We start from the raw sequence: 14,825 nt of genomic DNA on the forward strand, positions 1-14,825 counted from the left end.
GAGACAGGTCCAGCTCCGGCACGACGCGCAGCGCGCCCCGCAACGGGCCGGGCGCGTCGCGCAATGCGTCGGCGATCGCGTCGCGCCCCGCCGCCTCGTCGACGCGCACGAACGTCATGCCGGCGCCGCCGCGCGCGAACCTTGCCTCGAGCGCGGCGCAGCGCGCGGGCGTGCCGACGAGCAGCCAGACGCCCGCCGGATCCTCCGGCCCGACGGCTGCGTCGACCGGCGTCCATTCGATCGCGTGCTCGGTCGGCTCCGCCGCCTCGGGCGCCACGTCGAGCACCGGCTCCGCGAGGCGGCGCAGCGTCATGCCGCGCACCTCCATCACCGGCGCGCCGTCGTCCGCGAAAAGGCGCAGCGTCGCGCGGATCGTGTCCGGCTGCGCGTCGCCATCGCGGTCCAGCCAGACGGCCACCCGCGACGCGGCGAACGGCCGGGTACCGCTCGACAGCATGACCTCGTCGAACGCGAGCGGCACGAAGGCCCCGTCGCGCAGTTGATAGACGAGGCACGCGGCGCTCGCCTGCAGCGCGGCGTCGAGCAGGCCGGGATGCACCGCGAGCCCGTTCGTCGTCCCCTGGTCGACCAGGGTCGCCTCGGCGCGATACGCGCCGTGACGCACGTCGGCGAGCGCCTGGAAACTGCCGCCGTAGCCGAGCCCGCGCCGCGCGAATTGCGCGCGCAGCGCGGCGCCGCCCAGGTGCCCGACGAGCGCGTCGTCGGCGGCGTCGAACGGCGGCGCGCCGGCTTCGCGCGCGACCGGCGCCAGCTCGCCGCGCGCATGCTCGGTCCAGCCCGCTTCCGTGCGCGCGGCGTCGCCCCGGCTGTGGATCGCGAAGCGGCGCGCACCGTTCGCCGGCGCGGAGACGACCAGCTGGATCACCCGGGTCTCGTCCTCGGCGAGGCGCAGCGGCGCGCTCAACACCACGTCGCGCACGCCCGTCGCGACGCCGTCGCCCAACGCGTCGCACGCTTCGAGCGCGAGGCTCAGGTAGAAGCTGCCCGGCACCAGGATCGCTCCGGACAACCGGTGGTCGCGCAGGAACGCGTGGCTGCGCGCGCTGCAACGCTGCTCGAACACGATCGTGCCGTCCGCGACGTCGACCCGCGCGCCGAGCCCGGACACCGCGACGCCAGGCGCACCGCCCGCGGTCTCGGCATCGTCCGGTTCGACCCAGTAGCGCTTGCGCTGGAACGGATAGGTCGGCAACGCGACCTTGACCGGCCGGTCGACACGATGCAGCGCTGCCCAGTCCAGCGCCGCGCCGCGCACATACAGCGCCGCCGCGCTCTCCAGCATCTGCTCCACCTCCCCGCGTCCGGGGCGCAGGCTCGCCAGCAACACCACCTCGCTGTCCAGCCCCAGCGTCTGGCGCGCCAGCGCCGTCAGCGTCGGACGCGCTCCGATCTCCAGCACCACATCCACGCCCTGCGCCGCCAGCGCCTCGATCCCCACGCCGAACCGCACCGGCACGCGCGTATGCTCGACCCAATACCCCGCCGTCCCCACTTCCGCGCCCGCCATCGCGCCGCTCACGTTCGACACCAGCGGCAGTTGCGGCACCCACAGCCGCGTCGCCTTCAGCACCTCCTCGTACGCCCCCAGCATCGGCTCCACCAGCGGCGAGTGAAACGCGTGCGAGCCCGGCAGCAGGTCCGTGCGCACCCCGTCCTGCGCCAGCCGCGCACGCAGCGCCTCGATCTGCTCCGACGTCCCCGCCACCACCTGCTGCGACGGCCCGTTCAGCGCGGCGATCACCAGCCCGCCGCCCTGCTCCGCCAGCCGCTCGCGCAGCGTCGCCGCATCCAGCATCACCGACAGCATCGCCCCGCCTTCGCAACGGCCCTGCATCAGCCGCCCACGGCTCGCCACCAGCTTCAGCCCCGCCTCCAGCGTCAGCACCCCCGCCGCCTGCGCCGCCATGTACTCGCCCAGGCTGTGACCCATCACCACCTGCGGCGTCACACCCCACTCCTCCCACGTCCGGCGCAGCGCATACCCCAGCGCGAACAGCGCCGGCTGCGTGTAGTCCGTGCGGTCCAGCAGCCCCGTCCACGCCCCGAACAGCACCTCCAGCAGCCCCACCTCCAGCTCGCCTTCCAGCAGCCTCGCGCAGTCGTCCAGCGCCGCCCGGAACACCGGCTCGCGCTCGTACAGCTCACGGCCCATCCCCGCGTATTGCGAGCCCTGGCCCGTGAACAGCATCGCCACCCGCGGCCGGCGGTTCCGGTACACCCCGCGCAGCAGCGCCGGCTGCTCACCGCCCTCGCCGAATGCGCGCAGCCGCGACACCAGCTCCGAGCGCTCGCGCACGACCCACGCAGCGCGCTGCTCGAACGCGCTGCGTCCCGTGTTCGCCGTGTAGCAGATCGACGCCAGATCCACCGAGCCCTGCTCCACGAACGACGCATAGCGCGTCGACAGCGCGCGCAATGCCTCCTCGCTGCGCGCCGACAGCGTCAGCACCTGCGCGCCGCGACCCGCGACCGCCGCTTCGCGCGCCACCTCCGGCGCCGATTCCAGAATCGCGTGCGCATTCGTGCCGCTGAAACCGAACGAACTCACGCCGATCATCTTCAGCGGCGCGTCGTTTTCCGTCAGGCGCGTCGGCACCGCCAGCCCGCTGCTCGCCCAGTCGAAGCGGGGGTTCGGATCGGTGAAGTTGAGGCTCGCGGGTACCCGCTGGTGCTGCAGCATCAGCACCGACTTGATCAGCCCCGCGATGCCCGCGGCGGCTTCCAGATGGCCGATGTTGGTTTTCACCGAGCCAACCAGCAGCGGCCGCTGCGCGGTGCGCCCGCGCCCGTACACCTTCGACAGCGCGGCCAGCTCGATCGGGTCGCCGAGCGGCGTGCCCGTGCCGTGCGCCTCGACGTAGCCGATCGCGCCGGCCTCGACGCCGGCATCCTTCAGCGCGGCTTCCAGCAGGCGCTCCTGCGCCCGGCCGTTCGGCACAGTCAGCCCGCTGCTCGCGCCGTCATGGTTGATGGCCGTGCCGCGAATCACGGCCAGGATTCGGTCGCCGTTCGCGCGCGCGTCGTCGAGCCGCTTCAGCACGATCACGCCGGCCCCTTCGCCGCGCAGATAGCCGTCGGCCGCCGCGTCGAACGTGTGGCAGCGGCCGGTCGGCGACAGCGCCCGGATCTTGCAGCAGAACACCGTGGACAGCGGCGACAGCATCAACGCGACGCCGCCCGCGAGCGCCATGTCGCATTCGCCCATGCGCAGGCTCTGGCACGCCTCGTGGACCGCGACCAGGCTGGCCGAGCATGCCGTGTCGACGAGCATCGTCGGCCCCTCGACGCCGAGCACGTAGGCGAGCCGGCCTGCCGCGATGCTCGGCGTGTTGCCGAGCCCCGCGTACGCATCGACGCGCCGCGCGTCGCGACCGAACGCGAGCCGCTCGTAGTCGTGCCAGCTCACGCCCATGAAGACGCCGCACGACGCGCCCCGCACCGCGCTCGGCGCGATCCCGGCATGTTCGAGCGCTTCCCAGCCCACTTCCAGCAAGAGCCGCTGCTGCGGATCGAGGGACACGGCCTCGCGCTCCGAGATGCCGAAGAACGCCGGGTCGAAGCCGTCCACCGCGTCCAGGAAGCCGCCGCGCCGCACGTACATCTTGCCCGGCACCTCCGGATCGGGATCGAAGAAGTGCTCGACGTCCCAGCGGTCCGCCGGAATCTCCGTCGTCACGTCCCGGCCGTTCGACAGCACGTCCCAGAACGCGTCCGGGCCCGCGACGTCGCGCGGAAAGCGGCAGCCGATGCCGACGATCGCGAGCGGCTGGCGCTGGGCCCGCTCGAGTGCCTCGACCCGCTCCCGCGCGAGCTTGAGCGCCTGCGCGATCCGTTGCTGCGTTGTAGTCACCTTGATGTCCCCGTGTCTGTGCGCGTGATGCTCAACGGCGCAGCGACGCCTCGAGGCGCGCCAGTTCCGCGTCGACGTCGTCCGCCGCCTCGTCCGCCGCCTCGTCCGCCGCCTGTCCCGCCGCCTGTCCCGCCGCTTGCCCCGGATTCCCGGCCCCGGCCGCCGGCACCGGCTCGTCCGCCGCCGGCACGCGTTCCGCCTTCAGCCGTTCGAACAGGAAGTCGGCGCCGAGCTCGACGTTGCCGTAGTCGAACGCGAAGGTCGCGGGCAACGACAGCCGCAGGTCGCGCTGCACCTTGCTGCGAAACTCGACGGCAGCCAGAGAATCCAGCCCGAGCTCCAGGAAGCCGCGGGTTGGCGCGACCTCCTCGGCGGTGCGGCCGAGCATCACCGCGATCTGCGCCTGCAGATAGGTCGCCAGCGCGTCGTGCAGGGCCGGCAGCGCCAGCGCGTCGAAGCGGTCGCGCACGTCGTGGGTCGCGACGGGCGCGGCGTCGGCCGCCTCCTTCGGGAACCAGTCGGCGAGCAGCTTGCACACGCCCTCGGACGGTTCGGTCTGCGCATAGCGCTGCCAGTCGTCGTTGCCGATCACGACCGTGGCCACGTCGGCGCGCCGCGCCGCTTCGACGTACTTGAGGAGCTCGTCCGGCGACAGCGCCTGCAGACCGCGCGCGGCCGTCTTGTCGCGATGCGCGCGATCGAGCGCGGCCGCCATCCCGACTTCGGCGAACGGCCCCCACTGGATGCTCGTGGCCGGCAGCCCGAGCGTGCGGCGGGCGCCGACGAGCGCGTCGAGGTACGCGTTCGCCGCCGCGTAGTTGCCCTGCCCGGCGGTGCCGAACAGCGCGCTGATCGACGAGAAGCAGACGAAGCAGTCGAGCGGCGCGTCGAGGCTCAGCGCATGCAGGTTGAGCGCGCCCGCGACCTTCGCGTGGAACGGCACCGCGAACTCCGCCCACGACTGGCCGCCCAGCACTCCGTCGCGCAGCGCGCCGGCCGCGTGGAAGATGCCCTTCAGCGGCAGCGGGCCGGACAGCACGGTCTCGTGCCATGCGGCGCGCAGCGCCGCGAGATCGGCGACGTCGCAGCGGGCCAGCTCGACCGTGCAGCCCTGCTTGCGCAGCGCGTCGATCGCGGCGGCCGCGGCGGCGTCAGGGGTGCCGCGCGACATCAGCACGAGCCGTTTCACGCCGGCCTGCGCGAGCTGCTGCGCAAGGCGCAAGCCCAGCCCGCCGAGCCCGCCCGTGATCAGGTAGCTGCCGTTCGGCTCCAGCGGCGGCGCGTCCCGACGGGCCGGCTTCGCGCGCGCAAGGCGGGCAACATGCACGGCGCCGTCGCGGATCGCGAGCTGCAGTTCGTCCGGCGCGGCGTGCAGCAGCGGCGCCAGCGCCGCGGCCGGGTCGGCCGTCGCGGGATCCAGGTCGATCGTGCGGCAACGCCATTCCGGATGCTCGGCCGCGACCACGCGCGCAAGCCCGGCCAGCGTCGCCTGTGTCGCGCGCTCGACGTTCAGCGTGCCGCCCGGCTCCTGCGCGCCACGGGTGACGAAGCTCACGCGGGCCGGCCTGCCGGCCTGCGCCAGCGCGCCGACGAGCGCGAGCGCGCCGCCGCACAGCCGCTCCTGGACCGCGAGCGGGTCGGCCGGCGTGTCGGCCTCGGCACCGAGGTCCAGTGCTCGCAGGTCCACGACATGCAGCGTGCCCTTGCCCGCACGCGCCGCGACCGCGCGCAGCGCTTCGCGCCATGCCGCCTCGCTCGCCGGATCGGCCAGCGGCACGGTCAGGTCGTCGCCGGTGTGCGATGCCGCATCGACCTGCACGCAGCGCACTCCCGCGCCACGCAGCCGGGCGGCCAGCGCCGCGCCGGTTCCCGCGCCGTCGCCGACGACCAGCACGCAGTCGTCGGCCGGCAGCGGCGGTGTCGCCAGGTCGTCGAGGCGCTGCCAGCGGGTCGCGAACAGGCGATCCGTTCCGTCGCCCTGCAACAGCGCGTGCACCGCGCCCCGATGCAGGCGGCGCACCTCGAAGCCGCGCACGTGCGCGATCACGCGCCCCGAATCCTCGAACACCCGGATATCCGCGGTCACGCCGTTCTCCTCGCCCTCGCCCTGCCGGACGATCCGCGCATGGACCCACAGCCGGTCGGTCGCGGGGCGTCCGTACAGGCGATAGCTGTCGATGCTGAACGGCACGTAGATGTAGTCGGTCTTGAGCAGCTCCTCGGTCGCGAACTGCCAGCAGCTGTTGAGCAGCTGGAAGCCGGATTCGACGAGGCCGGCGTGGAACGGCCCGTCGATCGGTTCGAGCAGCGCCGGCAGGCGCGTGCGACACAGCGCCTCCGCGTCGCCCCGCCAGATCTCGTCGATCCAGCGGAACGAATTGCCCGTGTCCATGCCGGGAATCCACACTTTCGAATAGAAGTCGGCGCCCGACAGGTAGTCCGCACAGCGCGCCTTGACCGCGTCCAGCTCCGATGCGTCCGGGGCCGGCGGCAACGCACGCGGGCCGCGAATGCTGCGCGCCTCGACGTGGAGGGTCCAGGCCGCGTCGTCGGCGGGATCGCGTTGCGGCGCGAGCGTGATCATCTCGATCGCGTGCGACTGGCCGGCCGCCGGCGGCCGCATCACGATCTGCACCGTGCGCCGTCCCGCCTCGGGCATCACGAACGGCCGCAGGAACAGGATTTCGTCGACGACGCAGCCGGCTTCGCCGTAGACCGCCTCGGCTGCTGCCAGGAACATTGCGATGTGCGACGCGCCGGGCACGACCATCGCGCCGAACAGGCGATGGTGGTCCACGTAGGCGGGCCAGTCCGGGCGGAATTCGGCCTCGAAGCGCACCTCGGTCGAGCGCGGCAGCTTCAGGCGCCGGCCGAGCAGCGTGTGCAGGCCGCCTTCGTCGGACGCCGCGTGCCGGTGCGCGGACGCATCGGCGTGCTGGCTCGCATCGACCCAATGGCGCTTGCGCTGGAACGGATAGGTCGGCAACGCGACCTTGACCGGCCGGTCGACACGATGCAACGCTGCCCAGTCCAGCGCCGCGCCGCGCACATACAGCGCCGCCGCGCTCTCCAGCATCTGCTCCACCTCTCCGCGCCCGGGGCGCAAGCTCGCCAGCAACACCACCTCGCTGTCCAGCCCCAGCGTCTGGCGCGCCAGCGCCGTCAGCGTCGGACGCGCTCCGATCTCCAGCACCACATCCACGCCCTGCGCCGCCAGCGCCTCGATCCCCACGCCGAACCGCACCGGCGCACGCGTATGCTCGACCCAATACCCCGCCGTCCCCACTTCCGCGCCCGCCATCGCGCCGCTCACGTTCGACACCAGCGGCAGTTGCGGCACCCACAGCCGCGTCGCCTTCAGCACGTCCTCGTACGCCCCCAGCATCGGCTCCACCAGCGGCGAGTGAAACGCGTGCGAGCCCGGCAGCAGGTCCGTGCGCACCCCGTCCTGCGCCAGCCGCACACGCAGCGCCTCGATCTGCTCCGACGTCCCCGCCACCACCTGCTGCGACGGCCCGTTCAGCGCGGCGATCACCAGCCCGCCGCCCTGCTCCGCCAGCCGCTCGCGCAGCGTCGCCGCATCCAGCATCACCGACAGCATCGCCCCACCTTCGCAACGGCCCTGCATCAGCCGCCCCCGGCTCGCCACCAGCTTCAGCCCCGCCTCCAGCGTCAGCACCCCCGCCGCCTGCGCCGCCATGTACTCGCCCAGGCTGTGACCCATCACCACCTGCGGCGTCACACCCCACTCCTCCCACGTCCGGCGCAGCGCATACCCCAGCGCGAACAGCGCCGGCTGCGTGTAGTCCGTGCGGTCCAGCAGCCCCGTCGACGCCCCGAACAGCACCTCCAGCAGCCCCACCTCCAGCTCGCCTTCCAGCAGCCTCGCGCAGTCGTCCAGCGCCGCCCGGAACACCGGCTCGCGCTCGTACAGCTCACGGCCCATCCCCGCGTATTGCGAGCCCTGGCCCGTGAACAGCATCGCCACCCGCGGCCGGCGGTTCCGGTACACCCCGCGCAGCAGCGCCGGCTGCTCACCGCCCTCGCCGAATGCGCGCAGCCGCGACACCAGCTCCGAGCGCTCGCGCACGACCCACGCAGCGCGCTGCTCGAACGCGCTGCGTCCCGTGTTCGCCGTGTAGCAGATCGATGCCAGATCCGCCGAGCCCTGCTCCACGAACGACGCATAGCGCGTCGACAGCGCGCGCAATGCCTCCTCGCTGCGCGCCGACAGCGTCAGCACCTGCGCGCCGCGGCCCGCGGCCGCCGCTTCGCGCGCCACCTCCGGCGCCGATTCCAGAATCGCGTGCGCATTCGTGCCGCCGATCCCGATCGAACTCACGCCGGCCACCCGCACGCCGCCCTCGGGGCGCCACGCGCGCAACTGCGTATTGACGAAGAACGGGCTTGCGTCGAACGGAATGTCCGGATTGGTCTGCGTGCAGTGCAGGCTCGGCGGAATCTCGCCGTGAAATACCGTAAGGACCGCCTTGATCAGCCCGGCGACGCCCGCCGCCTGATCGAGGTGTCCGATGTTGGTCTTGACCGAGCCGATCGCGCAGAAGCCGGTGTCCGCGGTCGACGCGCGGAATGCCTGCGTCAGCGCGGCGATCTCGATCGGATCGCCGAGCGGCGTCGCCGTGCCGTGCGCCTCGACGTAGCCGATCGCACGCGGATCGATGCCGGCCGCCGCGTGCGCCTCCATGATCGCTGCCGCCTGGCCGTCGACGCTCGGCGCGGTGTACCCGACCTTGCCCGAGCCGTCGTTGTTGATCGCGGTCCCCTTCACCACCGCGTAGATGCGGTCCCCGGCCGCGAGCGCGTCGTCGAGCCGCTTCAGCAAGACCACGCCGGCTCCGCTGCCGAACACCGTGCCCGCGCCCTGCCGGTCGAAGGCGCGGCAGTGGCCGTCCGGCGACGCGACCATCCCCTCCTGGTACAGGTAGCCGATGCGATGCGGAACGTGGATGCTGACGCCGCCGGCGAGCGCCGCGTCGCACTCGCCGCGCAGCAGGCTTTGCGCGGCCAGATGCACGGCGACCAGCGAAGTCGAGCAGGCTGTCTGCACGTTGACGCTCGGGCCGTGCAGGTTCAGCCGGTAGCTGACGCGCGTCGGCAGGTGATCCTTCTCGTTGCTGATGCGGATCTGGAAGGCCGCCGCGGGCGCCGAGTCCGATTCGAGCGGCGCGAGAACCGACTTGTGATAGCCGCTCGCGTCCGTGCCCGCAAATACGCCGATCCCGTCGCCCTCCTTCTGCGGATCGACGCCCGCATCCTCGAGCGCCTGCCACGCGCATTCGAGGAAGATCCGCTGCTGCGGATCGAGCAGCTCGGCTTCGCGCGGGCTCATGCCGAAGAAGGTCGCGTCGAACGCGTCGATGTCGTCGAGCACGAAGCCCGCGCGCACGTAGTTCGGATCGGCGAGCAGCGCGGGCGAGACGCCGGCCGCGCGCAGCTCGGCTTCGCTGAATTCCGTGCGCGATTCGACGCCTTCGCGCAGGTTGCGCCAGAACGCGTCGATGCTCGACGCGCCCGGCACCCGCACCCCGATCCCCACCACCGCGACGCTCGCCGGGCGCGCCGGCGTCTCGCCCCGGCTGCGTCCGCGCGGCCGGCCGGCGGCGCCGACCGGCTGGCCGTGCGCGTCGAGATGGGCGGCCAGCCCGGCCACCGTCGGATTGCGGAAGAACTCGACGCGCGGCACGCGCATCCCGAACGCCTGCTCGATCTTCTGCTGCATCTGCAGCAGCAGCATCGAATGGCCGCCGAGATCGAAGAAATTGACGTCGACGCCCACCTCGGGCGTGCGCAGCACGTCCCGCCAGATCGCCTGCACGCGTTCGAGCGTCGAGCCGGCCGCCGCGGCCTGCGGCGCGGGCGACGCCGCACGTGCGAGCGCCGGCAGCGCGTTGCGGTCGACCTTGCCGTTGTCGGTCAGCGGCACCCGCTCGATGGACACGAACGCCGCCGGCATCATGTAGTCGGGCAGCGTGCGGCGCAACGCGTCGCGCCATGGCGCCGAGCGGTCCGTGGCTGCGCCGTCGTCGTGCACCACGTAGGCGACGAGCCGCTGGTCTTGCTCGTCGACGCGCTCGACGATCGCCACCGCCTGGCGTACGCCCGGCAGCGCGGTCAACGCGGCCTCGACGTCGCCCAGCTCGATCCGGAAGCCGCGCAGCTTCACCTGGTTGTCGAGCCGCGCGAGCCAGCGGATCGCGCCGCTCGCGCTCGCCCGCACCAGGTCGCCGGTGCGATACAGCCGAACCTTGCGGCCACCGTCGAGCGTCGCTTCGACGAAACGCTCCCGCGTCAGCGAATCGCGGCCGTGGTAGCCGTCGGCAAGGCCCGCGCCGCCGATATACAGCTCGCCCGCCACGCCGGGCGGCACCGGTGCGCCATGCGTGTCGAGGATATGCAGGTGCACGTTTCGCAACGGCGCGCCGATCGCCACGAAACCGTGATCCCGTACCTCGTGCCAGGTCGCCCACACGGTTGCCTCCGTCGGCCCGTAGACGTTGCACAGGCGGCCCACCAGCGGCCGCAGCGCGCGCGCGAGCGGTTCGTCGAGCGCTTCGCCGCCGCACACGGCGGTCAGGTCGGGCTTGCCGCGCCATTGCGCGGCGACCAGCATCCGCCAGGTGGCCGGCGTTGCTTGCAGCACGCGTGCCTGCGCCGCGTCGATCCGGCTCGCCAGCGCCAGCGGGTCCGCCGTTTCGTCGCGGCTCGCGAGCCACACGCGCCCGCCGGCGACGAGCGGCACGAACAGCTCCGCGAACGCGATGTCGAACATCGGCGTGGTCACGGCCAGCCACGTCTCGCCGGCCTGCAGGCCGCTGCGCTCGTGCATCGCGAGCAGCAGGTTGACGGCCGCACGATGCGCGACGCGCACGCCCTTGGGCTGCCCCGTCGAACCCGACGTGTAGATCACGTAGGCGATCGCGGACGGATCGTCATCGCTGAAATCAGTGCCCGCGGCGTCGCCGGGCGCGCCTTCCAGCAGCGTGTCCAGCGCCACCTGCGGACGCGCCGGCGCACCGTCGGCCGCCGCCTCGGCGATCACGAGCCGGACGTCGGCGTTCTCGAGGATGAAATCGCGTCGCGCGGCCGGGTAACCGGGGTCCAGCGGGACGTACGCGCAGCCGGCCGTCATCACGCCGAGCAGCGCGCCGAGCAAATCGACCCGACGCTCCACGCACACCGCCACGCGCTCGCCCGGCTGGACGCCTCGCGCGTGAATCTCGCGGGCGACCCGCGCCGCCCGCTGCAGCAGTTCGCGATAGCTCAGCCGCTGCGTCGCCGTCTCGACCGCGATCGCGTCCGGCGTGCGCGCGGCGGCCGCCCGGATCAACGCGCTGACCGTCAGATCGGGGATCTCCGCCACCGGGCCGCGCAGCGTGTCGCACCACGCGGCGAGCGCAGGCGCCGGCCACAGCGGCAGTTCGCCGATCGGCGCGGCCTGCGCGTCCGACAGCGCCGTGGCCGCACCAAGCCAGCTCGTCAGCATGCCTGCGATCGTCGCGGCTTCGTAGCGATCCTCGTCGTACTCGCACTCGAGCGACAGACCCTCCGCGCGGCGGATCAGCATGAAATTGAGCTCGCTGTCGACGAACAGCGCGCCGGCGTCATCCAGCGCCGCCTCGGACAACGCCGCCTCGGGAAGATCGGCGGGCAAGCCGGCGAACGACACCGTCACCGGAGCAGGCACGCGCTCGGCGTCGTGCAGCGCGCGCTGGTCGAGCGCGCCACGGGTCGCGCGCAGCAACACATCGGCCGGCGCCTCCGGCGCGACGTCGAGCGTCAGTCGCGTGCGCGCCGGTTCGTCCTGCGCGTCGGCGTGCGTGATCAGGTCGAGCGGCACGCTGCGCTGGTCCGCGTAGCGGGCGAGCGTCATGCCGAGCCCCGCGAGCCAGAGTGTCGTCTCCGCGTGGCCGTCCTGTCGCGCGCGCTTGCCGGCCGCCTCCGCCGCCGCGGCGGGCACGGGCATGTCGTGACGCATCCTGCGGTAGCGGGGCGTGACCGGCGCGGGATAGTCGCGCGGCAGGTCGAGCGGTACGGGCGCGTGCGTCGCGGGCGTCGTCGTGTGTGCGTTCATGGTCGTGTCGTCGTTATCTTCAAGCCGTCAGCACTGCCAGGTAATTACCGATCACCAGCGCGTCGAGGCGCGCTTCGCGGAACGTCTCGACGGCCTCCTCCGCGGTGCGAACGATCGGCTGGCCGCGCACGTTGAAGGAGGTGTTCAGCAGGATCGGGATGCCCGCCGCATGCTCGAACGCTTCGAGCAACTGATAAAAGCGCGGGTTGCGGTCGGCGAACACCGTCTGCACCCGCGCGGAGCCGTCGCAATGCGTGACGGCCGGCAACGCGTCCCGGTGCGCGGCCTTCACGCCGGTCACGTAAAGCATGTGCGCGAAGGTATCCACTTCGCCCGCCCTGACGTCGAAGAATTCCGGCGCGCGGTGGGCCAGCACGGCCGGCGCGAACGGCCGGAAATCCTCGCGCTTCTTCACCAGCGCGTTGACGCTCGCGCGCATCGACGGCGAGCGCGGATCGGCGAGGATGCTGCGATTGCCAAGCGCGCGCGGACCGAATTCCATCGCGCCCTGGAACCAGCCGACGATCTGCTCGCGCGCGAGCAGGTCCGCCGTCACGCTCGCCAGTTCCGCCGCGTCGTCGAAGCGGCGCACGTCGAGCCACGGCTTGTCGAGCGCCGCGCGGATCGCGTCGTCGTCCTCGTGCGTGCCCCAGAACGGCATGCTCATCGGCTGCATCACCGCATCCGGGTCGTGCTCGCTCTGCACGTAGAGCGCCGCGCCGAGCGCCGTGCCGTCGTCGCCCGAAGCGGGCTGCACGAAGGTGCGCCTGAACAGCCGGCTGCGCAGCACGACGCCGTTCGCGGTGCAGTTGAGCGCGACGCCGCCCGCCATGCACAGGTGGCGCGCGCCGGTGCTCGCCTTGAAGGTCCGCAGCGTATGCAGCGTCGTGTTCTGCAGCACGGCCTGCAGCGCGGCCGCGAGATCCATGTGAGCCTGGGTGATCGGCTCGTCCGGCAGGCGCGGCTTGCCGAACAGCTCCTCGATGACGCGCGACGACGCGCGATAGGTCGCCATCTCGAGCGGCGTCTCGTTCAGTTGCAGGACCGGAATCGTGTAGAAGCCATCGTCCTGCAGGCGCACCAGCTCGCTCAGCTTCGCGAAGTACGGGCGCGGGTCGCCATACGGCGCCAGTCCCATCACCTTGTATTCGCCCGAGTTGAAACGGAACCCGAGGTGCAGCGTGAACAGCCCGTACAGCACGCCGAGCGAATGCCGGTGCGACACGCTCGCGACCCGGGCGAGGCGGCCGTTGCGGCCGGTCCAGATCGACGCGCTCTCGGTCTCGCCCATTCCGTCGGAGACGAACACCAGCGCGTCGTCCATGCCGCTCGGGTAGTAGGCGCTGGCCGCGTGCGCGAGATGATGAGGCACCTGCACGAACTTCTCGTCCCACGGCCCGTCGCCCCAGCGTTCGCGCAGCACGCTCAGTTGCGCGTCGCGCGACTGGACCTGCTCGAACTCCATGCTTGCATCGCCCGACTGCGCCAGCGATGCGGCGACGGCATCGTAGGCAAAGCCGTGCGCGATGCGATCGACCTGGTCGAGCCGCAGGCCCGCCTGGGCCAGCACCGCGTCGATCGCGCCGGCCGGAAAGCGCTCGGTGCCCTTGTGACCCGTGAAGCGCTCTTCCGCCGCCGCGCCGACGATGCCGTCCGGGCCGACGAGCGCCGCGGCAGCGTCCAGCCCTTGCGTGATGCGCAATTCACGGCGCTGGATATCCGGGTAGTGCTGCTCGCGAAACGCAATGGCGCGGTCCAGCCCGCTAATCCCAAGGACATGCATGACGGCCCCTCGTAAAGTGATTCGAATGGTGTCGGGTCGACACGGACGCCGGGTCAGCGCGCGCCCAGTCTCGTGATCAGATGCTCGTCCCGCTCGAGCGTCGGGTTCGGCGTCGTCAACAGCCGGTCGCCGACGAATACCGATCCGGCGCCGGCCAGGAAGCACAGCGCCTGCAGTTCGTCGCTCATGTGCTCGCGGCCGGCCGACAGGCGGACCACCGATTCCGGCATCAGGATCCGCGCGACCGCGATGGTGCGAACGAACTCCAGCCCGTCGACGCCGTCGGCGTCGGCCAGCGCGGTGCCAGGAATCCGCATCAGCGAGTTGATCGGCACGGACTCGGGATGGACCGGCAGGTTCGCGAGGGTCTGCAGCATGCCGATGCGGTCGTAGCGGGTCTCGCCCATGCCGACAATGCCGCCGCAGCACACCTTGAGGCCCGCGCCGCGCACGTGATCGAGAGTCTCGAGGCGATCGTCGAGCGTGCGCGTACTCGCCACCGTCGGGTAATACGCCGGCCCGGTGTCGATGTTGTGGTTGTAGAAATCCAGCCCGGCTTCCGCCAGCCGCTCGGCCTGCGGCCCGGTCAGCATGCCGAGCGTCACGCAGGTCTCGAGGCCGAGCGCCTTCACGCCCTTGACCATGTCGCACACGCGCTCGAGATCCCGCTCGCGCGGGCTGCGCCACGCCGCGCCCATGCAGAACCGCTGCACGCCGGCCGCCTTCGCGGACGCCGCGGCAGCCAGCACCGCATCGAGATCCATCAGCTTGCTGGCCGGCAGCATCGTGTCGGCATGCACCGACTGGCTGCAATAGCCGCAGTCTTCCGGACATCCGCCGGTCTTGATCGACAGCAGCTGCGAAATCTGCAGCGGACGTCCCGCATGGAAGCGGCGCTGGATCGTCTGCGCGTCGTACAGGAGATCCGTCAGCGGCGCGGCGAACAGCGCCGCGATCTGTTCGTGCGTCCAGTCGTGCCGGACGGCCGCGTCGGCGCTCCGCCCGCCTGCGGACGCGCGAACGCCGTCCGACGACGTGTCATGACTCATGTGAACGATTCCGTTGATTGAAATGAAAAT

At 72.1% G+C, this 14,825-nt stretch carries 4 protein-coding genes; all 4 read right to left on the reverse strand.

All coding sequences use genetic code 11. The annotated features are described in order from the left end of the window. The coding region (locus tag ACNQQL_RS25500) for a type I polyketide synthase (protein WP_347066554.1) at window positions 1-3,871 on the reverse strand (3,871 nt) is incomplete at its 3' end. A 31-nt stretch (window positions 3,872-3,902) separates the two neighbouring features. After that, window positions 3,903-11,963: an amino acid adenylation domain-containing protein gene (locus tag ACNQQL_RS25505; RefSeq protein ID WP_347066556.1), complete on the reverse strand. Its 8,061-nt coding sequence runs from the start codon at window positions 11,961-11,963 to the stop codon at window positions 3,903-3,905. A gap of 19 nt (window positions 11,964-11,982) precedes the next feature. Beyond that, on the reverse strand, window positions 11,983-13,746 hold the full coding sequence (locus ACNQQL_RS25510) for a carbamoyltransferase (protein WP_347066558.1): 1,764 nt from the start codon (window positions 13,744-13,746) through the stop codon (window positions 11,983-11,985). A 53-nt stretch (window positions 13,747-13,799) separates the two neighbouring features. Continuing rightward, window positions 13,800-14,795, reverse strand: coding sequence for a biotin synthase BioB (bioB, locus tag ACNQQL_RS25515; protein WP_347066560.1), 996 nt, complete (start codon window positions 14,793-14,795; stop codon window positions 13,800-13,802). Between the last annotated feature and the right edge of the window lie 30 nt (window positions 14,796-14,825).

This window comes from Burkholderia sp. LFS061 (assembly GCF_047978125.1).
In the GTDB taxonomy this organism is placed as follows: domain Bacteria; phylum Pseudomonadota; class Gammaproteobacteria; order Burkholderiales; family Burkholderiaceae; genus Burkholderia; species Burkholderia pyrrocinia_C.